The organism is Ruegeria sp. CK1 (genome assembly GCF_056536545.1).
Genome location: NZ_JBQFPX010000002.1, coordinates 484,789 through 504,803, shown reverse-complemented (window position 1 = coordinate 504,803; position 20,015 = coordinate 484,789). Strand labels below are relative to the sequence as shown.

At 54.8% G+C, this 20,015-nt stretch carries 18 protein-coding genes and 1 tRNA gene; 6 read left to right on the top strand and 13 right to left on the bottom strand.

The features are described from left to right. Window positions 1-4: 4 nt before the first annotated feature. A complete protein-coding gene (locus tag ACR0L3_RS09065; protein ID WP_480745377.1) occupies window positions 5-889 on the bottom strand; it encodes a LysR substrate-binding domain-containing protein in 885 nt (294 codons plus the stop codon). Window positions 890-991: 102 nt separating this feature from the next. On the opposite strand from ACR0L3_RS09065, the gene ACR0L3_RS09060 reads away from it, so the two are divergent. Next, a complete protein-coding gene (locus ACR0L3_RS09060) occupies window positions 992-1,948 on the top strand; it encodes an NAD(P)-dependent oxidoreductase (RefSeq protein ID WP_480745376.1) in 957 nt (318 codons plus the stop codon). 230 nt (window positions 1,949-2,178) lie between these two features. Here the strand turns inward: ACR0L3_RS09060 and ACR0L3_RS09055 are convergent, their stop codons facing one another. Together ACR0L3_RS09055 and ACR0L3_RS09050 are read right to left on the bottom strand one after the other, a co-directional pair. After that, window positions 2,179-3,318 carry a tyrosine-type recombinase/integrase gene (locus ACR0L3_RS09055; RefSeq protein ID WP_480745375.1) on the bottom strand — a complete coding sequence of 380 codons (1,140 nt, stop codon included), beginning with the start codon at window positions 3,316-3,318 and terminating at the stop codon, window positions 2,179-2,181. Further along, window positions 3,315-3,887 (bottom strand): hypothetical protein, encoded by a 573-nt coding sequence (locus ACR0L3_RS09050; protein ID WP_480745374.1) that lies wholly within the window; start codon window positions 3,885-3,887, stop codon window positions 3,315-3,317. The genes ACR0L3_RS09055 and ACR0L3_RS09050 overlap by 4 nt, the downstream gene beginning before the upstream one ends. 144 nt (window positions 3,888-4,031) lie before the next feature. Here ACR0L3_RS09050 and ACR0L3_RS09045 point away from each other — a divergent pair, with 144 nt between their 5' ends. From ACR0L3_RS09045 to ACR0L3_RS09025, 5 genes are all read left to right on the top strand, one after another. Beyond that, on the top strand, window positions 4,032-4,235 hold the full coding sequence (locus ACR0L3_RS09045; RefSeq protein ID WP_480745373.1) for a helix-turn-helix domain-containing protein: 204 nt from the start codon (window positions 4,032-4,034) through the stop codon (window positions 4,233-4,235). Next, entirely contained in the window at window positions 4,235-4,666 is a 432-nt protein-coding gene (locus ACR0L3_RS09040) for a hypothetical protein (protein ID WP_480745372.1), read from the top strand. The genes ACR0L3_RS09045 and ACR0L3_RS09040 overlap by 1 nt, the downstream gene beginning before the upstream one ends. A 201-nt stretch (window positions 4,667-4,867) precedes the next feature. Beyond that, entirely contained in the window at window positions 4,868-5,152 is a 285-nt protein-coding gene (locus tag ACR0L3_RS09035) for an HTH domain-containing protein (RefSeq protein WP_480745371.1), read from the top strand. 313 nt (window positions 5,153-5,465) lie between these two features. After that, window positions 5,466-5,936, top strand: coding sequence for a DUF5681 domain-containing protein (locus ACR0L3_RS09030; RefSeq protein WP_480745370.1), 471 nt, complete (start codon window positions 5,466-5,468; stop codon window positions 5,934-5,936). Further along, window positions 5,929-6,396 (top strand): hypothetical protein, encoded by a 468-nt coding sequence (locus tag ACR0L3_RS09025; protein WP_480745369.1) that lies wholly within the window; start codon window positions 5,929-5,931, stop codon window positions 6,394-6,396. Before ACR0L3_RS09030 ends, ACR0L3_RS09025 begins: the two co-directional genes overlap by 8 nt. Before the next feature lie 299 nt (window positions 6,397-6,695). On the opposite strand, the gene ACR0L3_RS09020 is transcribed toward ACR0L3_RS09025, so the two are convergent. The 10 genes from ACR0L3_RS09020 to ACR0L3_RS08975 form a co-directional block, all read right to left on the bottom strand. Next, window positions 6,696-8,552 (bottom strand): KGGVGR-motif variant AAA ATPase, encoded by a 1,857-nt coding sequence (locus tag ACR0L3_RS09020; protein WP_480745368.1) that lies wholly within the window; start codon window positions 8,550-8,552, stop codon window positions 6,696-6,698. After that, complete coding sequence (locus ACR0L3_RS09015; protein ID WP_480745367.1) at window positions 8,552-9,076, bottom strand: type II TA system antitoxin MqsA family protein; 525 nt, start codon at window positions 9,074-9,076, stop codon at window positions 8,552-8,554. Before ACR0L3_RS09015 ends, ACR0L3_RS09020 begins: the two co-directional genes overlap by 1 nt. Window position 9,077: 1 nt before the next feature. Further along, entirely contained in the window at window positions 9,078-9,428 is a 351-nt protein-coding gene (locus tag ACR0L3_RS09010) for a hypothetical protein (protein WP_480745366.1), read from the bottom strand. A gap of 457 nt (window positions 9,429-9,885) precedes the next feature. After that, on the bottom strand, window positions 9,886-12,846 hold the full coding sequence (locus tag ACR0L3_RS09005) for a type I restriction endonuclease subunit R (protein ID WP_480745365.1): 2,961 nt from the start codon (window positions 12,844-12,846) through the stop codon (window positions 9,886-9,888). Further along, on the bottom strand, window positions 12,836-14,014 hold the full coding sequence (locus tag ACR0L3_RS09000; RefSeq protein WP_480745364.1) for a restriction endonuclease subunit S: 1,179 nt from the start codon (window positions 14,012-14,014) through the stop codon (window positions 12,836-12,838). The genes ACR0L3_RS09005 and ACR0L3_RS09000 overlap by 11 nt, the downstream gene beginning before the upstream one ends. Beyond that, window positions 14,007-15,515, bottom strand: a complete 1,509-nt coding sequence (locus ACR0L3_RS08995) for a type I restriction-modification system subunit M (protein ID WP_480745363.1) — start codon at window positions 15,513-15,515, stop codon at window positions 14,007-14,009. The genes ACR0L3_RS09000 and ACR0L3_RS08995 overlap by 8 nt, the downstream gene beginning before the upstream one ends. Next, window positions 15,512-16,000, bottom strand: coding sequence for a hypothetical protein (locus ACR0L3_RS08990; protein WP_480745362.1), 489 nt, complete (start codon window positions 15,998-16,000; stop codon window positions 15,512-15,514). The genes ACR0L3_RS08995 and ACR0L3_RS08990 overlap by 4 nt, the downstream gene beginning before the upstream one ends. After that, a complete protein-coding gene (locus tag ACR0L3_RS08985; RefSeq protein ID WP_480745361.1) occupies window positions 16,001-17,500 on the bottom strand; it encodes a type I restriction-modification system subunit M in 1,500 nt (499 codons plus the stop codon). It lies immediately after the preceding gene. A 147-nt stretch (window positions 17,501-17,647) separates the two neighbouring features. Beyond that, window positions 17,648-19,564 (bottom strand): DUF7380 domain-containing protein, encoded by a 1,917-nt coding sequence (locus tag ACR0L3_RS08980; RefSeq protein ID WP_480745360.1) that lies wholly within the window; start codon window positions 19,562-19,564, stop codon window positions 17,648-17,650. 338 nt (window positions 19,565-19,902) lie between these two features. Continuing rightward, window positions 19,903-19,976 (bottom strand) — tRNA-Cys (locus ACR0L3_RS08975). Window positions 19,977-20,015 lie beyond the last annotated feature (39 nt).

The following is a 20,015-nucleotide window of genomic DNA, read 5'->3' as shown; positions in this document are numbered from 1 at the left end:
TGTGTCAAACTGCGGCATCCATGGTCAGCCGATCCCGCAGCCATGCGCAAAACAGTCCCGCCGCTGCTGTCGGCTGGGCAGTCCCTTGTGCGCTGATCAAATAATGCGACTGGGCAAATGGAATCGCTGGGCCTGCTATATCAATCGGTGCACCTTGCCTGATTGCATTTCGCGCAAAACGTTCCAGTATCGTCGCGTAGCCTGCTCCGGCCATGACAAGCTGTAGCGCGGCGACCGTCGTATCCACCGAATGCTGGGGCGGTTGATCTGGTGGCGTGAAGTTGTTGGCCTCAAAATACTGCGCCCAATTATCTTCGTATCCAAGTATATGAATCAAAGGCCCTTTCTGCAGGTTGCTCAGAGTCGAAGTACTGCGTCCAACTCGGTGCACTGGAACCAGCTTTTCCTCGGTCAGCTTCTCAGAGCGCACTTCTGGCCAGTCGCCGTAGCCAAGCCGGATTTCCACGTCTACGTCGCTGGGCGCTACGTTGTCATTCCAGATGTGTGAGACCAAACGCACCGGTATATCCGGGTGTTTTTGGGTAAAGTCCGGCAGTTCTGCGGCCAACCAGTAAGTTGCAGTAGAAATCGCCGCGCGGATTGTCAGGGTTTGACGTGACGCGGGGCCAAACAGGCTGTTTGTCGAAAGCGCAATGTCACTTAGCGCACGCCGAACCGTTAACGAATAGGACTGCCCCAACTCGGTCAACTCCAAACGTCGGGCGTTCCGGGTGAACAGTTTTTGTCCCAGTTCGGCTTCAAGCGAGCGTATATGCAAAGAAACTGCTGTTTGCGTCAGGCCAATTTCCCGCGCCGCCGTTGTAAAGTTCAGATGCCGTGCAGCAGATTCAAAGCTGCGGAGCCATGCGGGGTTGGGAAGACGGTCCATTAATCACCAAATTATTTTGACCATAACGAACCATATTATTCATTTTATTTCACACTAGACAACGCGGATACTCAACATGAATGCGACCGTCAGGAGGAAAAGATGAAAGTCGGTTTTATCGGATTGGGAAACGTCGGCGGCAAATTGTCAGGCTCACTTCTGCGCAACGGAATAGATCTGACAGTTCATGACTTAAACCCCGACCTGGTTGCTGAGTTCGTCGCCAAAGGTGCCACAGCGGCGGAAAACCCAGCTCAGATGATGAGAGATTGTGACGCGGTGATCACATGTCTTCCATCACCTGCTGCTTCAGACGCGGTTATGCAACAAATGCTGCCCGAAGTTGCGCCGGGCAAAATCTGGATGGAGATGTCCACGACGGACGAGGCTGAGGCCAAACGCCTCGGTGCGCTGGTGATTGAACGCGGAGGGGCTGCCGTTGATTGTCCTGTATCTGGCGGGTGCCACAGGGCGGCGACCGGCAATATCTCAATCTTTGCCGGATGTGACCGCGAAACGTTCGAGCGAATCCTGCCGTTCCTTACCACGATGGGGCGCCGCGTTCTGCACACTGGGGAACTGGGGTCGGCTTCGGTCTTGAAGGTGCTCACGAACTATCTGGCGACGGCAAACCTGATCACGTGCGCCGAGGCGTTGGTAACGGCCAAGGCCGCCGGTATGGATCTAAACACCACATATGAAGCGATTAAGATATCCTCGGGCACCTCATTTGTGCACGAGACTGAAAGTCAGGTTATCTTAAACGGGTCGCGTGATATTTCCTTTACGATGGACCTGGTGAAAAAAGACATTGGTCTTTTTCAGGAGGTGGCTGACCGCGCCGGAGTCCCGCTGGAAATCAATCCTGTGATGATCAAAATCTTTGACGATGGCATCGCCCGGTACGGTGATCGTGAGTTGTCACCCAACATTATCAAACGCTTGGAAGAGGCGACCGGGATGGACATCACCGCGCCAGGTTTCCCGCCAGAGATGATGGATGACGAGCCTGAGGAGCCTGGATATGAAGTCATTCCGCAGGGGCGCAGTAGTGAATAACATAAATCATTGGGTCTTAAAGGGATTTGGAGGCGAGTACCGGAATCGAACCGGTGTACACGGATTTGCAATCCAAATGATAGCAATCATTGCGCAAGATCATGTCAATCGGAGGCGTAATTATCGATTATTTTCAGTGGTTTGCCCCCTTTTTCGCCGCTCAGAAAGCTCACAAGTGAACTCACTAATCTTTTTTTTGGCCCCGCGGCGGCCCCATCGGTCGACATAGTTTAGCCAAAGAGTTCACCGGCCTTGCGAGCGGCCTCTGCTGCTGCTTCTTGGTCTTCCGCTACGTAGAGATCGAGAGTTGTAGTTGAACGGGAATGGCCCATCAGCGTTTGCAGAGTCTTAATGTCCGTCCCCGCAACATGATGTTGCGTTGTCCCAAAAAGGTGCCTCAGCCCGTGCACTCCTTGAACACCTTTAGGCAAGCCAAGCTTCTGGCGCATTCTGCGAGCGCGCGCGGACAAAGCATCGAGATTAAGCGGTTCTCCGTAGGGTGTGCAGAAAACCAGGTCGTTGTCTGTCCAAGCTGAGCCGGCGGCGAGCCGGCTTTCATTCACCTGATGTTGACAAGTCCGGAGAAGTGCGACCGCCTGCGGCGGTAGTGGAATGGTTCGCCGTGAGGAACGCGATTTCGGTTCACAGAAGATCCAAAAGGACCTTCCGCTCGCCGATTGCCGAATGAGCGTTTGACGGACATCAAGGCGACCGAGAGTAAGATCCACAGCACCCCATGTCAGTCCTCCCACTTCGCTGCGGCGCATGCCCGTTTGCGCCATAAGGCGGAAGAGGGGGCCATCATTCGTTGCGTCCATTGCCTCAAGGAACCGCTTCGCATCTTCGATGGAGTCCACTTTGGGGCGCGGACGTGCAGGAGCACTTGGTGTTTCGACGGCGTCAACCACGTTGAACGGAAGGTACCTACGCCGTACAGCATCACCGATTGCCTTGTGCATTACTGCGCGGCTCTGGGAAATTGTTGATCCGGAAAGCCTTCTTTGACGCAAATCGGCCAACCAAGCCTCTATGTCTTCCGCAGCCAATGCAGAGAGCCTAACGTGTCCGATTGAACGGATCGCCGTCGCAATTTTACTTCGGTAGCCTGAGATTGTGTTGGGTCGGATATTACCGGATTGTTCCCTAGCCGAGAGCCACTCTCTAAGGAATTTACCGAGAGTGCCTTTGCCGAGAGTGCCGCCATGCGAGCCAAAATGGATCTGCTCTGCTAGCCAAGTCTTAGCGTCAGATAAGTTGTCGAAGGATTTTGATGCACGTTGGCGTTCCCCAGTTCGAGTTGTCGACTTGATGGACGCTCGGAAGCGTTTTTTGCCTTTGGGCGTGATATAGCGTTCGACGTGTCCGCTCACCTCTCGGTCCCCTTGTTTTTTGCAGCACGATGGCGGGCAGTTGCGTGAGATGAGCGACAGGCGGATCGGCAATATTTTGAGTCTCGACGTGCTGGAGCGAAGATCTCACTGCAGAAAGCACAGCGCCGTATCGGCAACCCGGCGATCGCTTGGTCAACCCCATCGGTGATAATGTGCCCAATCCGATCTTTTGCAACCAAGCTCCATGCGCCCGTTGAGTCGAGTTCCATACGTACTTTACTAGGAATGAGGTCCGGAATTTCGGAAATAGTTGGTAGATCAGTGCGCTCAGGCCACCACTCCGATGGGTTCGGTGATTTGAGAGATGTTTTGAAGAAGACAGACCAAATAATTCTGCTAGCTTTTGTCAACTTCCGAACTTGCAGGTCCTTTTGACGATCAACGTCATCACCAACTAGCTCTGCGAGTGCCAGTTTAGCAACCGTATCGTTCGCCGGTTCGTCATCGCCGAGACATAGTTGCGCGAAGTGCCAGAAGGCCGCGCGTTCTCGCGCATCCTCACCAACTGACCGTGCTATACGTTGCAAAACCAGTTTGCGATCGCCCATGGGGCCCATCTTCACACCTACATTGCTTCAGATCACTCATAGCGATCATAGGTATGAGCACAATACTTGCAATACAAAAAGTGCTCATGTAATGGTTTTGTTTAGTTAAAAGATGTCTCAAATCATTGCCGGAAGGAGCCTGAAATGAAAGAAACAAAGACACTTACGGTTCAAGAAGCGGCCACTCGGTTGAGGGTCTCGGTTGCTACTGTACGGCGCTGGCTTCACGATGGAACCTTGCGCGGGCGTCGGGTAGGTCCGCGGTTGCTCAGGATCGAGACCGCATGCGTCAAAGACCTTGAGACTTGCGAAATGGCGGGCAGTGCCGAAGAAAGCGGCCAACGTTGATGGGAAACAAGGAACCTGAAAACGGGAAAAAGCCCAGCGTGGCGCTTCCGGTGATCCATATCGATCATGCAGCATTTGATCCATCGACAAAGAAGTTGTCATCTCTCCCTAACCCTTTTGGCCGCCGAGCCATGATAGTGGAGTATCTTTTCCAATACCCCTCCGCCGACGTACCAGAGGCGGTTATGGCGGAGATTGGGAACCACGACTGGAAGACCCCAGGTATCAAGGCGATGGCGCTTGCGCTGGGCATGTCCACCGGCGCTGTCGAGAGCAACCTTCTATGGCTCCGGAAACACGGGCTAGTTGAAGGTTGCAGGGTCGAATACATCGGTCCGGGTCAAGCATACTACCGCCTGATCGATAGTCTCGAAGCCTGGCATTTCATCAACGCGCATGTCGAGAAGGTCAAGAAGCTAAAGTCTGACTAACAGGCTGATACGCGGAACCCCCGAGAGGTCATTCTCGGGGGTTCATCTTTTGATTGGTCCCAGCATCGAGCAAGATACCGAGGTTCAGAAATGGTATCCAAATACCTCCTGCAGAGCAAGTCCAAGGATCCGGAAGGGATTTCTCACCACTCATATACCTACTGCCAAGCAGCCGGGAGCCTTGGCGGAGGTATGGTGTTAATGAACCTCGACAGATGGTGGCGCAATTCCCGACTGTATATCGATGGTTACCGCTGGTCTGTAATCAATATCGCTAGAATGGCAGACGAGTTCGGTGTGGACCGAAAAACGATCGAAAGGCATATACAGCGGCTGGAGAAGGCAGGCATCCTCCAATCTGCGCATTACCGGCGCGGTGGTCGACACAAGAAGGCTATTCGGGTCTTTCATGAGGATATGGAGGCTGTACCTACACCGGATGAAAAAAACATTCTGGCGAGTATCGAGGTCATGAAATGTTCCTAGCCCTGGGGTCACTTTGCACCCAGTAAAAAGACGACTTGCCCGTAGTCTGCACCCATTTTGGTCCCGGAAATTGGACAACTCGCCCCGTAATAGGGGAAAGGCTATCTCTGAAAAAATAAAGGAAACAGAAATACCCCGTCCGCCTCGGGTGAGGCGGCGGGTTTTCCGCCTGAATTTTTCAGGGAGAAAAGTTGGCCGCCCGACAAGAGAGGAAAGGCATATAGACAGATATTGTTAACCCAGGGTTCTAAAATTTGAACTCAAGTTCAATTTTGGGTAAGCTTGACTGACCCTTATCTTACTCGACACTGATATGAACAAAGCGACTGAAAATACAGATCAGAAACAGGCGAAGCCCCCAAATAGCGGAGAGTTTTCGAAGGGCAAAAGCGGCAATCCCAAAGGCCGGCCCAAAGGTGCGCGCAACAAGGCCACGCTGGCGGCGGAAGCGTTGATGGATGGTGAGGCTAGCGCGATCACAAAGAAAGCCATCGAGTTGGCAATGGCGGGTGACATGACCGCTATACGACTTTGTCTCGACCGCATTCTCCCACCGCGGAAGTGCCGTCCCCTTCAAGTGACAATGCCGAAGATTGAGCAACCGGAAGACATTCTGAAGGCGGTGAATACGGTCCTTTCCGCTGTAGCATCCGGCAAGATCACGACAGACGAGGCAGAAACCCTTCTGCGCACTGTCGAGGCGGCTAGGAAAGCCATAGAGACAGAAGGATTACATCAGGAACTTGATGAATTGCAAAAACGATTTGAGTTGATCGATGCGTGAAAATCCAAACACGCGCTTGGCAAGACTGAGGAAGCGGCTAGCAATCCCGCGAGAACACTATCTTGCTGCGGTCGACCGACAAGAACGTCGGGCATGGGCAAAACTAACGGACCCGCGAAGATCATTTGAACTGCTTACGCGCATTAAGGAAATCAAGAACAATTACCTAATCGCTGACGGCAAAGAACCCGAGCCGTTGCCGGACCCGGAGACGGCAGAAGCACCTGACCCGGCGGTGTTTGATTCCGAGGAAGAAATCAGGCGCGACGACGACGTCATCGAGGCCTATCTCTCTGATACGCCTGACGAGCAGCGCCGACCCAACGCGCGCGGACATACGCATGAAGAGCTTCTCAGTTCATGGTGCCAGAGCCCCGATGGCAAGCGGTGGCACGAGATCTTTTGGCGCGCGTTTCGACCAAAGGTAATGGAAATCCGCCATCGCATTCTGGCCGAGTAGTCCTAGCTTAAGCGAAACCCGCAAGCTACCGCCGCCTTAGAGTTCCCCTTCCACCAAGTAAGGCAGGGCGTGCGCTGCGGGAGCTCCAACTTTCTCTATTCGATAAACAAAGAGGCGCTACAATTTGCAGCGCCTCTTACTTAAGCTTCAAAAAAGTTCGACAATATTACTCGTCTGAACCAGGATGAAAGATCATCTCAGTACTCCAAGAAGTGTTTCGTCGTTCTAACGGAACCTAGTTACGATTGGGTTAATTGTCTAGTAACAATCACCGGAAGTGGCGGAGCTAGAAAGTTGATTTATTCTAGGTGGTTTTCTTCGACCTGCATGAAGGGGGGGGTGACCTTGCTTCCTTCGTTCGCAAGCGTCCTCATTTCTTGTAGCTGCTGGGTGAGCTCCTCACTTGGCGTATTTAAGTAAGTCCAGCAGCTAAAAGCCGTTTCTCCAGGTTTAAGCAGTTGTTCTGCAATTGAAATTTGCTCTATGGCTTCGTCATGTGCGCCCAGTGCCATTTGAGCCAAGCCTAGACATTGCCTTGCATTAACAGACAGGTTTGAGTTGTGAGATTCTGCTCGCTCGATAATGTTTTGCAAGAGTTCAATGGGCGGTTCTCCGTCAATAGCCCACGTTGCCATAGCGCGATTAAACAGGTTCTCAACCACGTATTCGGATGGGTCAGAGGTGGAGAACTTATCAATATACTCAAGTGCTTGGTGGAATTGCCCAGAGGCGACTAAGCACAAAACAGCGTAGTTGCGAGCTTGTGTTCTCTGATCGGTCGGCATTCCGCTGAAGTCGGACAGCGCCAAAAGTCGCTGGGCACAAAGTGGTGTCGCTTCGCGCCACGACATTAGATTCGAAACGACTGACAGCAATATGGCGAATTGCTCGTTTGGACGATCTAGGGCGACCGCTACAGCTGCCAACCATTCGTCAGAAAGCTCTTTCAAAACTTGAATTGCAGGAATGAGTTCGAAGACAGTTGCCGTCCTTGACCGCAATACCGCTACCAAGTCAGCTAATGAGTCCCTAGTGCTATCGGAGGATGATAGGGATTTTACTCCTCGGATCAGGAGCGCCCTATCAACCTCGTGGCCACAATCAATAGCAATGCTGAGCGCTTCGATCTCTTCGGACTGATCGCCAAGAGCGTCGAATGCTTGAGCTGCCAAAAATCCTACTTCCCCGTCATTAGGGTGAAGGAACAAAATATTGCGTGTTTGTTCGTGCAGTCGTTCGCGTTTCTCTACATTTCCTTGTTGCCTTGCAGTATCTAGTTCGGAAGGAACTAAGCTAAGAGTGTATAGAGCTCCTTCTCGATCTGCTAAATTTCTGCCAACTATTTTAAGTCGCAGTTCATCCAGCTCCCGCGATAGTTTGGAATTTGGTCGAGCAATCGAAAAAGGGCTCTTTGAGAGAATATCAAGACTTTGATAGTGGTGAATTGTGGTTGAGAATTCTTGGCTTTTGTTCAGTTTTTCCGAGGCATCATGAAGTAGTTCCGCCAGTATTCCTTTCTCGTCGTCCAAGTCTGGAACGTTCGTGGGAGTAATGTGCAGGTCAATTTTTGAGTGCCTATGATGGTTTTCATCGCGAATGCTTTTCACAATTGGAGTTAGGCCTGTGATATTGGAATCATTTGGCAAAAACATAATGCTCACGGCATCAGGTAGATGGCGCGTGCAAATTCCTCCAACATCAGTGTGTCCGGTCCTGCTATCAATGAGGACGTAGTCAAATCCATGTCCTTTGTATTGTGCCCACTGCTGCTTCATGTCTTCAAAGAAGAGATAGCCGTCTTGCTTTTCGTACAGGGTGCTCCAGTCAATGGAATTTAAGTCTTCTGTATAGCTGTCATCAGAATGGCGTCCTGCTGGCATCACCCAAATCGGGTTATTTTTGACATCACATTCAACGATGAACTCTTCACAGTTCGGAGCGATACCAGTGTTGCGATACGACGAAACGTAGTCCACCAACCCTTGCGAGTTCTGGGCATTCTGAAAGATATCAAAACTAGGCAGGCTGGGGGCTTCTAGATCAAAGTCAACCGCGAGCACTTTTCTACCAGATTCAGCAAGCATCGCGGCAATGTTGACCAGAGCCAATGTTCTACCGACTCCCCCTTTGTAGGAGTAGAATGTTACGATGTACATTATGCGGCCTCGAGTTGTCTACTGTGGCTTGGTCTCAGGGAAAAGCTGCGTGCTCTCTGGCGTGTTGCTTCAGAAATCTCTGTGCGGAAGACCGAGGTCCAAGACTGAGCATTTCTGACAACCAAGTCTTCCATTAAGGCCCGAAGTTGGTTGTCAAAGGCTTGCCCCTGAATCACTATGCCAGTTTCCCAGCGTTTGATTGACGCGACGCCAATTCCTGTGTGCCTCGCAAATTGAGCTTGCGACATACCCAGTTGTTCGCGCAGTCCTAATATCTCCTTGGGTGTGAGCCTTCCCAGATAATTACAGACAGCCTCGTGCTTTATTGTTTCGGCACCTTCTGCAAAGTATCCGTCATCACAAGAATCGCATTCGACCACTGGTACGCGTACATTCAAGGTTACCAGTCTATCCCCGACTCTATAGTCAAATTCATGATCTACCATGGAAATCGCAGCGCCTTCTGCGCCGCAAATCTCACAAACCTGAGTGGGTGTTGCAGGTCCATTAAGTGCATTATCCATATCAGTAGTTCCTTTTCTCACTTACGTGAAAGCTACGCCCAAACACCTTGTTTTCTGCGATCTCCAGCTTGATGTAGATGCTTTCTTTGTGGTTTCCCGGAACAAGCATCACATACCCCGTTTTTCCAGGCGGCTTGTCCAGCGTCATAACTTCGACATCGACGCCGTCATCTAGGCATTGAGCAATGAACTCCCAAGCTCCCGCGTTGGTAAACGCGTCAATTGTGCCCGGTACGCAAATGGTTTCCGGCGACCATCGGTTTGGCCTCTTTCTCGTCCAAGTTTCCGTCCGTGTCCGGGTCGAGCGGCATAGTCTGGCGAGTTGCTTGCGTATTTCGTCAGGCACTGCCATTCCAAAATGCTCGTTCGCTGAGATGTTCTCTGGTATCATATGATACCGACCTTCTTGGATGTCAACTGCATTCTTTGCTCTGAGTTTTAACTATTCAGAAAACATCTCTAACAAGAAAAGAGAGCGCAATCACTTTATTTATGGGCGAATTGGTGTTCTTTTTCGTGCTAGAAAACATTGGGTTATCGGTCGTTGCTCATTTGCCTGTATTGTATTCATCCCTATGCCGGAAAGCAGGTCGTCATATGATTCCATCACATCTTCTTCTGATATCTCAGGGCCTTTTCCGGATATCATCTAGGCCGAAAGAGCTCGACACTCTGGCACCATAACCTTAGTAGGAGGCTGCGGACCTTCGGTTCCTGCGTTGCTGTGGTAAGGCGAGCATCGCGACACTCAACAGCCATACAGTTGCTGCTGTCGCGCAACCCAGTTTGATTTCATAGATTGATACTGCTCAATAATGCTCTCGGATGTAGCCGTAAGCACGCTCAAACATCTCTGCGTCCTGGTGGAGCTTGTACTTGAAGAGGGTCTGCCTGAGCGCCTTCTTCACCTCACGCTCGCCTGCATGGGTGGCCTGCCAACCATCAAAGCGCACGGCCCGGACGATCTCGTCGATGTCGTCCACGACTCGCTTTACCATGATCGGCGTTTCTCCGGTCTTCGCCTCCTCGAAGAGTTCGGTGAGCGCTGCCTTGCCGCGGTCCATCTCTTCTTTGACCGGGGTCTCGCGCTCCATCATCACGACGTCCTTGGCGAGCGCGAGCAGCTCTTTCAGGAAGTCGATGCTGAGCAATAACCCTTGCTGGTGGCGGTTTTTAAGGTCTTCTAGGCGTTCGGCTAGCGCTTTGTATGTCGGGTTCCCAGCATGCTTGCGTAGCCTGCCTGTCAACTTGACTGAAATTTCTTTGGCTTTCCTCTCGGGGTCAGGGTTGCCAAGGACGGCCTCGAGCAAGTCTGCATCCATCACTAGCGTGTCGAGATCGTCACGCACTGCATCGACGTGGACGTTTTCGTGGATCAGCTCGATCGTCTTGGCGCCCAGCCGGTGCCAGAGCAGCCGCCCGGTCCCCGTTGATGGCTTCAGCGACTCGTAGACCTGCGCTAGCCAGCGATAATCCTTCTCGTGGGGCGTCAGGATCGGGTCCGGCGACAACGCCTCCCAGATGCGGTTCAGCACGCTGAAATCCGATGCGAAGGCGTCACGGCGTTCGTCGTTCGGTAGGCAATCCTGTGCAGCGATCAGGCCCTCGTAGCCGGTGAGTGTGCGGTCGACACCGGCGAAGTACTCCAGGCACTTCTGAATTGCCGATGGCAGCATCGCAGCCAGCTCGGCGATGTTCGAAACAGCCTTCTGGACACCTTTCTCATCGAACTTCAGCGCCTGCGCGACGTCGTCGAAGATCCCAAGGTAGTCGACGATCAGGCCGTGGGTCTTCTGCTCGCTATAGGGGCGGTTTGTGCGGCAGATCGCCTGCAGCAGCGTGTGGTCGCGCAGCGGTTTGTCCAGGTACATCGTCTGTAGGATCGGAGCATCGAACCCGGTCAGCAACTTTGACGTGACGACGATGATCTTGAGTGGGTCCTTTGGGTCGCGGAAGCGGTCGAGTAGCTTTTCTTCAGCATCCCGGTCCCGCTTGTAGGCCGCGTATTCCGGCTCGCCGCTGTTAACTGAGATGACGATGTCAGAGGTTTCCGGCGGCAGGTGCTTGTCGAGTTCCGTCTTGTAAAGAAGGCAGCTCTCGCGGTCGAAGGTTACCACCTGAGCGCCAAAGCTGTTCGGGTGGACCTTTGCCTGAAAGTGCTGTGCGATGTCGGCGCAGATCGCACTAATGCGCTCAGGCGCCTTCACTAGGATAGACATCTTCGCGGCGGCGCGGCCGAGCTTGTCCTTGTCTTCGTCGGTAAGACCTTGGGTCAACTCGGCATAGGCTTCCTCGATTGCCTGTTGGCCGATATGCAGGTCTACCAGTCGCGGCTCGAAGTGCAGCTCCTTGGTGGCTCCGTCACGGATAGAGTCGTCTAGCCCGTAGCGGCTCATATAGCCGTTCTGGTCGATCTCAGCCCCGAAGGCGTAGAATGTGTTGCGGTTGGCACGGTTGATCGGTGTCCCGGTTAGACCGAACAGAAACGCGTTTGGCAGCGCCTCGCGCATCTTGCGACCAAGGTCTCCTTCCTGTGTACGGTGCGCCTCATCTACCATGACGATGATGTTGTCGCGGTCGTTCAGAACACCGTCCGCTTCGGCAAACTTATGGATCGTGGTTATAACGACCTTGCGAACATCCTTGGCCAGCAGGTCGGACAGTTCCTTGCGGCTGTCGGTGCGAACCAAGTTGGCCATGTCAGCGGCGTAAAACGTACCGGCTATTTGGCTGTCTAGGTCAATGCGGTCAACAACCACCAGCACCGTTGGGTTCTTCAGCGCCGGATGCAGGCGCAGCTTCTTTGAGGCGAACAGCATCAACAGCGACTTGCCGGAGCCCTGGAAGTGCCAGATCAGGCCCTTGCGCACCTGTCCGGCGACGACTCGCTCGACGATCCTGTTGACGCCTTCGACCTGCTGGTAGCGGGCAATGATCTTGATGCGCTGCTTGCCCTTCTGCGTGGCGAAAGCTGTAAAGTTGGCGAGCAGGTCCAGCACCATTGCCGGACGCAGCATGTCGGTGACGGCCTTCTCGACCTCACCCATCGATTGCAGAACGTCATCATCCGTCCGCCACGGGCCCCAGAGATCGACGGGCATTCGGACAGAGCCGTAGCGGAATTCCTTCCCCTCGGTGGCGACCGAAAAGACGTTCGACACGAACAGCTCCGGAACGTTCTGTTCGTAGTCGTCGTGGACCTGGAGCGCGCCATCGAGCCAGCTCTGGCTGGAGCGGACCGGTGTCTTGGCCTCGATCAGGACAAGCGGCAGACCGTTGACTAGCAGTACCAGATCGGCGCGCTTCTCGGTCTTTCCGGCTCGGAAGGTGAACTGCTGGGTGACGACGAAGCTGTTCTGCTGGATGTCGTCGAAGTCGATCAGGCGGATGGTGACATGCTGGCCGTCCGCGCCGAAGGGCATTGAGCGTTCGCCGTGCATCCAGGCGGCGAATTCCTCGTTGGCCTTCACCAGCCCGTCCGAGCGCGCGCTCATGACGATGGCGCGCAGGCGGTAGAGCACGTCGTCCACGCGGGACGGATTGGCGGCGATGTCGGGGTTCAGGCGGATCAGGGCGTCGCGCAGATAGGGCTCGACCAGCGCTTCCTGCGCCTGGCGTGGCAGGTCGGCGGGGCCGACGAAATGCCAGCCGAGGCCGGAGATCGCTCCACCCTGCCGGGTGAGGCCGGGCGCGACGGTGGCCGGAACGATATTGCCTGCGAGGCGATCCCGGATGAAGGCTTCGACGGTGTTGGCTTCGTTAAAGGTCATTGTCGGAAGCAACCTCTCCAGACAGGGAACTGGAAAGAACTGTGTTTAGAATCGACCTAACCTCTGACGCACGCCGATTGGATTCTTTTGCCGCCTCATTTAACCGGCCCAGTTCTGAAACTACTCGTCTCTGTGTGCTCATGTCCGGCAAAATAATCCGGATTTTCATTAGGTCGCGTTGATGCAATCGCGAGCGCCGAACAGCTGTGCCGCGACAATGCGCTTTCATCTCCCTCCAGAACGGAGGTTGCCGGAAAAGCCAAGTCAAATATTCAGGATTAACCCGGGTTGTATCCAGTGACAGGGTCGGGAACTCTGGACTTACAACCGAGCCTTCGAAATCATTCGGAACGATCGCAATCGAGCCTTCCCAAGCCGTTAGCTTTCGCATCACGATCTGATTATGTTGAAGAATGTGAAGCTGTTTGTAGCGTGTCTTTGAGCCAGGCATGATCTCACTTTCATAAAGACCAGCGCCTTTGTTGAAGACACCTGCGACGCGGTATTCTTCATCCTTCCTTACTTCGATCTTGTTGATATCCTCGAACGAGAAGTCTCCGATCTCTAGGCCATCGGAATGAATGGTTTTTCCCAGGAATTCTGCTCCGTAGGCGAGTACTGTTTTCTCAGTTTCAATGGAGAGGCGCACAAGACTCGAGTAGCTGTTTTCAACAGCTCGCAGTATTTCAACCAATCGCGCCTGTTCTTGAAGAGGTGGCAGCAGAAACTCAAAGCTTGCAAGGCTCTTCCAGTTTGTGCGCGGGGAAAGTGACCCGTCCGACGTTCGGACCGCATGGTCAAAGAAAGCCTCTGTCTGGCAGATGAAGGGTAGAAGTTCTGGCAAAAGCGCGTCGCCAGATACCTCAAGTACGTAGATGTCGCTGGAACAGACGCCAGAGAAATCTGCCACGGCAACCTTCCGCAGGTAAGCGCGACGTTTGCCGAAAAGAACCTGCCCAGGTTGAAAGACAGTAGTGAAGGACGTTCCATCGGCGATGTCAGCCCAGCGGCGAACACTCGGGTAACCGGGGTCAATATGCTCCAGCCCGACAACGCGCTCATAGCCCTCGGCTTCCGGGTCTTTCGCGCGCTGCTTGGACAGCCGCACCACGTCGCCAAACGCCACACGCGTCCAATCGGCCTTTTTAGAGATCACCTGTTCAAGCATCGGTATCCTCCGCCGGTGCAAGCCCGTCGAGCATGTCGACCAGCCCATCCATGCCAATCCAGAACTCCCGTCCCTCGGCATCGAAGTTGCCCCAGGCCAGAGCCAGCGAAACGACGTCCTTCTTGGCCACGGCGGGCTTCTGCTTCTTCACATAGCGAGCGATGGACAGGTTTCCCTCCGCCGCCTGCACGTCGCCCGTGCTGACCACGGCGGCGAAACCGGGTTCGTCCTCAAACGCCTGGTAGGCCGCCAGGATGCGTTCCTGATGCGCATCGCGCAGAAAGCTTTGCGCCCGCTCGCGAGCGATCTCGGCCACCGCGTCGATGAACAGAATGCGTCCCTGCCTCTCGGCCGGTTTGCGGCTCCGGCAGATGATGACGCAGGCCTCCATCGGCGAGTTGTAGAACAGCCCCGGCCCGAGCCCGAGCACGCATTCCACCAGATCGGCCTCGATCAGCTTGCGCCGCATCTCGGCCTCTTCGTTGCGGAAGAGCACGCCATGCGGGAACAGGATCGCGCAGCGCCCGGTCTCGGGGTCCATGCTTTGCAGGATGTGCTGGAAGAAGGCGTAGTCCGCACGTCCCTGTGGCGGGGTGCCGAGGAAGTTGCGCCCCCAGACATCCTTCTCCCACGCGCCGCGGTTCCATTTCTTGATGGAGTACGGCGGATTGGCGAGGACCACGTCGAAGGTGCGCAGCGCGTCGCCTTCCGCAAAGGCGGGGGTGGCCAGCGTGTTTCCGCTGGAGATCTGGAAGTCCGACACGCCGTGGATGACGAGGTTCATCCGAGCGATGGCGGCGGTGATGGTGATTAGCTCCTGCCCATAAAGGCCCATGGTGCGCGTATCGCCGCCGCGCCGCTTCACCTCGGCCAGGCACGAGATCAGCATGCCACCGGTGCCGCAAGTCGGGTCATAGATGCTCTCGCCCGATTTTGGCTCCAGAATCTTCGCCATGAGGTGGACCAGCGTGCGGTTGGTGTAGAACTCCTGCGCGGTGTGGCCGCTGTCATCGGCGAACTTCTTGATTAGGTATTCGTAGCCGTTGCCAAGTTCGTCCTCGGGCACGGCGGCAAGCGTCAGATCATGCTTCGAGAAGTGCTCGGTCAGGTTCTTGAGCGTGGCGTCGGGCATCTGGCCCTTGTCGGTCCAGGGGGCGTTGCCGAAGACGCCTTGCAGCCGCTCGGAGTTCGCGGCCTCGATGGCTAGGAAGGCTGAGAGCAGTGCCCGCCCGACATCCTTCGGCGCACTGCGTACGTCATTCCAGTGTGCGCTTTCGGGGATGACGAAGCGGTCGTTGGCGGTGGCTGTCGCGTAGCCCTCGTCGCCGGTCTCGTCCAGCGCCTCTTGGTAGTCCTCGTCCCAGACGTCGGATAGGCGTTTGAAGAACATGAGCGGAAATATGTACTGCTTGTAGTCGCTGGCATCGACGAGGCCACGGAGAAGCGTCGCCGCGCCCCAGAGATAGCCTTCGAGTTCGCGTTGGGAGAGTTGTGCGGTCATGTCTGACTGACCTTACGCTTATGCCGAGACTTTAGACGCGCATCGAGATCCACACCATGCTTACTCGCAAAGTCCCGGAGCTTGATGCCGGCGCCAAGGAACAGTTCAATCGCTTCGTCAGCACTCGCGTTGCTGACCGTGCCATTGCCGTGGATTACCTTGCCGCGCATATCAAGCGCTTTGCGTTGAATTTGATTGAGCTTTCCGAGGACAGTGCCGAGTGCCGAGTTCTTGAAACGGCTTGCAACCTCACGTTCCCAGACTTCCTTGTAGCCGTCGCGGCCGTTCGTCTTTTGCATTCTAAACACGCCTTCGAGCTGTTCTCGCAAATCCTTGGTGGGACTCTGGCCCAACTTCAGTATTGCGCGTTTCAGCATCCATTCGAAGTGAACCGCGGCTAAAATGAGGGCCGTGGTTCGATCCGTGGCAGCGATCTTGCGGATCTGTGCCTCTCGATTTGCTGATCCGAAGCCAACATGAAACATTTACAGCCAACCTCCCTCTGTCAGCACCTTGCGCAGGTGATCTTCGGCCGCACGCGCATCTGCAAGAGCGGTTTTGAAGGCATCGACGGCCTCAGGCAACGGAGGGATGTCCTCGCCGATGGGCGGCAGCACGTACCGGGAGATGTTGAGCGTCCAGCCTTCCTTCTTGATCTCGTCGATCGTGGCGACCTTTGCGCGATCCTCGACATCCTCGAAGGCGCGATACCAGGCGACAATCTGGTCGCTGTGTTCCTGGTCGAGGAAGTTCTGTGCGCGGCCTTTGCGGAACAGGCTCGACGCGTCGATGATCAGGACCTTGTTCTTGCGCTCTACCGGCTTCTTCCGCCGGAGCACGACCACACAGCCGGCGAGTTGTGTGCCATAGAACAGGTTCGGGGCTAGGCCGATGATGGCCTCGATCATGTCGTTCTCGAGCAGCGCCTGACGGATGGTCCCCTCGGCCGACTTTCGGAACAGGGCGCCCTGAGGCAGGACGACGGCCATGCGACTGTTTCCGGTCGGCGCCATCGACGAGATCATGTGCTGGACAAAGGCATAGTCGCCGTAGCTCTCGGGAGGGATGCCGTACTGTGCCCGGCCCCACGGGTCGGTCTCCCATAGCTCGCGCCCCCATTCCTTCAGCGAGAATGGCGGGTTCGCGATGACGCAATCGAATGTTGCGATGCCGCAGGTACTCGAATCCGTGAAAGCGGGGCTGCGAAGCGTGTCTTCGCGGGCGATCTGGAAGTCCTCGATCCCGTGCAGCACCAAGTTCATGCGCGCGATGGCGGAGGTGGTGAGGTTCTTCTCCTGACCATAGATTTTGCCATAGAATGTCCGCGGATCACCGCCGTTGCGCATGACGTGCTCGATCGCGCCGAGCAGCATGCCGCCCGTTCCACAGGCGGGGTCATAAATGCTCTCGCCTTCCAGGGGATCGAGTACCTCGACCATCATACGCACGACGCTGCGCGGGGTATAGAACTCGCCGGCCTTGTTGCGACGGGTCACGTCGGCGAATTTTCCAATCAAGTATTCGTAGGCGTCGCCGAGAACATCAGTGCTGACCGTCTTGTTGCCGAGCCCAATGTCAGAAAACCCCTCGATCAGATCCTTGAGCAATTCATCCGAGAATTTCTCCTTGTTGCCCCAGTCGGCGGTGCCGAAGACGCGGAATAGCGTGTCGGGGTTGGCCCGCTCGATCTCCTGCATCGCGCGATGAAGCGCGGCCCCGACATTCGTTGCAGTCTCTCGAACTTCATTCCAGTGACAACCTTCGGGAACGACGAAGCGGTGAATCTCGGGGAACAGCGAGGGATCGGTTTCGCCATAGATCTCCTGAGCCTCGGCGGTTTCTTCATCCCAAACATCGGAGATGCGTTTGAAGAACAGAAGTGGCAGGATGTAGCCCTTCCAGTCCGTTCTATCAACGGCCGAGCCGCGCAGCGTATTGGCGGCCTCCCATAGGGCGGATTTCAACTGCGAGGCGTTACCTGTCATATTGGATACTCTTGGTCGGAAACACTGATTCTTCAAACGAGTAGACGATTTTCTTCCGCAAACCCAGTACCCGCGCAACGGTCGGAGAATCGACAAAACGCCCTTAGGCATTTGTTGTACCGACCAGCGGCCCCAAAAAAGCGGTAGCTACTGCTCAGCCTCATGCTGAACATCCGAATCTCTGTAGAGGCCGGTAACACGGGCGAAGATCTCCTCAACGTTGCCCCATCGCCCCGCCATTGGAAGTATTGCCAGATGGATAATGAGCCAGGTGGCATAGACAAAATCGTGATTCCAAAAACCGCCTGTTGGGACTTTGCCGTGAGCTACTTGATTTCGGACGGACGGCCCACCCGAAAAACAGAACAGCAAGTCAATTTCATTAACGTAGCGCGGTGGAATAATTTCTTCCAGTAGCCTACGCCAAGGCCGGCCAGCGTTCAGCAGAATAGACAACGAAGCTTCTGTTTGAATCCCATCCGCGTCGGCGGTCGTAGTGTCGTACCCATTGAGTGCAAGGAGGTGGCGTAGTGAGTTTTCGAGTTGTGGCGTAAGAAGGGAAACCGCTTCGACGTCCTCGCCAGCGAGAAAGTGGCAGATTGCGCGAGCAAAAATGTATTCGTGCCCCGCCGGAATGAAAGGGCTGTCACGCAGCAGTTCCAAGACTGTGTCGCTGGATACCAAGTGCTCAGATGCTATCGTTCGTCTGATCGGATTGATCGCGCCGGCCACAGTCACTTGTCGAGAATGTCCGCGATGGAAAGCCATCAGGTACCGCAGTTGATCTTTTTGTGCCGCGTCATCGCCGCCCATGCCCGGAGCGCGGAATACGACTCGACCCTGAAAGTCGTGCACTTGCATTGGCATAATACCTTGCAATGGAAACTCCTGCGCATGTTCGTTCGCAGTTTGCCTGATTTCCTCCGGGGTTGGAGGCTGGTCGCAAAGCACTAGCGACAACAATGCCACAGGCCAGGAATGACCACGAACGACTGCGACCGAGTGTTCGACGATTTTGGTTAAGTCGATCTCAGTCGAAAACTGCCCCATCTCGTCTCGGATGCCGGGTTGGACATCGCGCAGTCGTGTACTTAGTTCCTCACGACGTTCTCGTGTGTTGGGGTAATTGCGAAGAGCTTGTATCGCATCTTGAAGAAATGCCGCTTCGAGCATCGGTGAGCCTGCAAGGTCAGCCTTCTGAACGTGACATTCCGCTGAGGCTACCATGCATCGGTTGGCATTCTCCTCGTCTCGGGCACGTCGGTATCCACGCGCAGCGAGTTGCCACAAACTGAGTCGGGCATCGGGGCTGTTTTTCAATCGCTCATCGTCAACGAGGGCTTCTGCCATAGCGGCCACTTCCGTGGGCGGCGTGATCTCATGGTCTAGGTCTACTTCGGCGATGCGCCAGAAATCATCATCACATCGGTCATCATATGCAGTAGCTACCAACTCAGCTACTAGGTCACGGAGGCGTTGCGAAACAGGTAACTCCCAGCGTGTAGCTTGCGAAATGCGAGCCGCTCGTACCAAGGCATTCTTTGATCCGATGCCCCAAGCCGAACCGTTCTCAAAAGAGAATGTCGCTCTATCTGCACGCACCGCCTCGACCAGATCGCAGTAAGCGGCAATTGCGAGTTCTGCCATCTCGCGACGCCTTCGCTGCATGAACCACGAAACGTCGCATAGTCGTGCACGCAGTCCCAAGTGGGTAACAGTTGGTGCGAAATCCGCGATTACGTCTATCTGCTCTTGAAGGAGGTCTGTTGGCACAGGCGAGCGACGATCACCCATTGTCCACATTGGCTTGAACGGCTCGGTCGGATGTCCAGGGACGAAATGATAGCTGGTCAAACCAGACAGCAGTCGGATCGCAGGCAACTGTTCTTCTGGGCGCTCACCATCAAGGTCAGTTACGCAACGGTTGACTTCAAAACACTCCACACTGCCGACCTCTGCGAGTGACTGGTTTACGTCCAAAAGGTCAAGCTGCTCTCGCGTGACAACGTAGTCGATGCCTGGTGTGGGTTGTCGCTCCTCTTTTTTAGCTTCTTCTTCGGACATGCCTTTGCCTTACGCCTCTGCTTTTCTCGGCAACATGGAGCTTAGTGTCGTAGTAGCCGGATGAAGTGCCCCTAGTTTCCTAGACACCTGCCGTGGTCAGTTTCTGCTGTCCTATTTTGGATTCAACGGGCGACAGCATGCCGTTGTTGGTGTGCTTTCGGTGCGCTGAAGTGGTCCTCGGGCGAACTCGATTTGCGCTCACTCTCAAGAAACCAAACAGGTCAATCGCGTTACATATCTTCTGGTTTTGGATAAGAAATCCCGCTTGCGGCCCCATGGCGGCCCCATGGTTGGACAAATTACTGCTCGCTATTATCAGTTAACCAACTGAAAACAAGTGGAGGCGAGTACCGGAATCGAACCGGTGTACACGGATTTGCAATCCGCTGCGTCACCACTCCGCCAACTCGCCTTTTCAAGTAATATCAAATACTTGCCGTGGTGTGGCAGG

Coding starts and splice junctions, on each gene's coding strand:
- ACR0L3_RS09040 (WP_480745372.1), top strand. CDS start 4,235: ATGGGAAACAAGGAACCTGAAAACGGGAAAAAGCCCAGCGTGGCGCTT.
- ACR0L3_RS08995 (WP_480745363.1), bottom strand. CDS start 15,515: ATGACCGCACAACTCTCCCAACGCGAACTCGAAGGCTATCTCTGGGGC.
- ACR0L3_RS09015 (WP_480745367.1), bottom strand. CDS start 9,076: ATGGATAATGCACTTAATGGACCTGCAACACCCACTCAGGTTTGTGAG.
- ACR0L3_RS09000 (WP_480745364.1), bottom strand. CDS start 14,014: ATGCTTGAACAGGTGATCTCTAAAAAGGCCGATTGGACGCGTGTGGCG.
- ACR0L3_RS09035 (WP_480745371.1), top strand. CDS start 4,868: ATGAACCTCGACAGATGGTGGCGCAATTCCCGACTGTATATCGATGGT.
- ACR0L3_RS09065 (WP_480745377.1), bottom strand. CDS start 889: ATGGACCGTCTTCCCAACCCCGCATGGCTCCGCAGCTTTGAATCTGCT.
- ACR0L3_RS08985 (WP_480745361.1), bottom strand. CDS start 17,500: ATGACAGGTAACGCCTCGCAGTTGAAATCCGCCCTATGGGAGGCCGCC.
- ACR0L3_RS09025 (WP_480745369.1), top strand. CDS start 5,929: ATGCGTGAAAATCCAAACACGCGCTTGGCAAGACTGAGGAAGCGGCTA.
- ACR0L3_RS09060 (WP_480745376.1), top strand. CDS start 992: ATGAAAGTCGGTTTTATCGGATTGGGAAACGTCGGCGGCAAATTGTCA.
- ACR0L3_RS09005 (WP_480745365.1), bottom strand. CDS start 12,846: ATGACCTTTAACGAAGCCAACACCGTCGAAGCCTTCATCCGGGATCGC.
- ACR0L3_RS09050 (WP_480745374.1), bottom strand. CDS start 3,887: ATGGGCGATCGCAAACTGGTTTTGCAACGTATAGCACGGTCAGTTGGT.
- ACR0L3_RS09010 (WP_480745366.1), bottom strand. CDS start 9,428: ATGGCAGTGCCTGACGAAATACGCAAGCAACTCGCCAGACTATGCCGC.
- ACR0L3_RS08990 (WP_480745362.1), bottom strand. CDS start 16,000: ATGTTTCATGTTGGCTTCGGATCAGCAAATCGAGAGGCACAGATCCGC.
- ACR0L3_RS09045 (WP_480745373.1), top strand. CDS start 4,032: ATGAAAGAAACAAAGACACTTACGGTTCAAGAAGCGGCCACTCGGTTG.
- ACR0L3_RS08980 (WP_480745360.1), bottom strand. CDS start 19,564: ATGTCCGAAGAAGAAGCTAAAAAAGAGGAGCGACAACCCACACCAGGC.
- ACR0L3_RS09020 (WP_480745368.1), bottom strand. CDS start 8,552: ATGTACATCGTAACATTCTACTCCTACAAAGGGGGAGTCGGTAGAACA.
- ACR0L3_RS09030 (WP_480745370.1), top strand. CDS start 5,466: ATGAACAAAGCGACTGAAAATACAGATCAGAAACAGGCGAAGCCCCCA.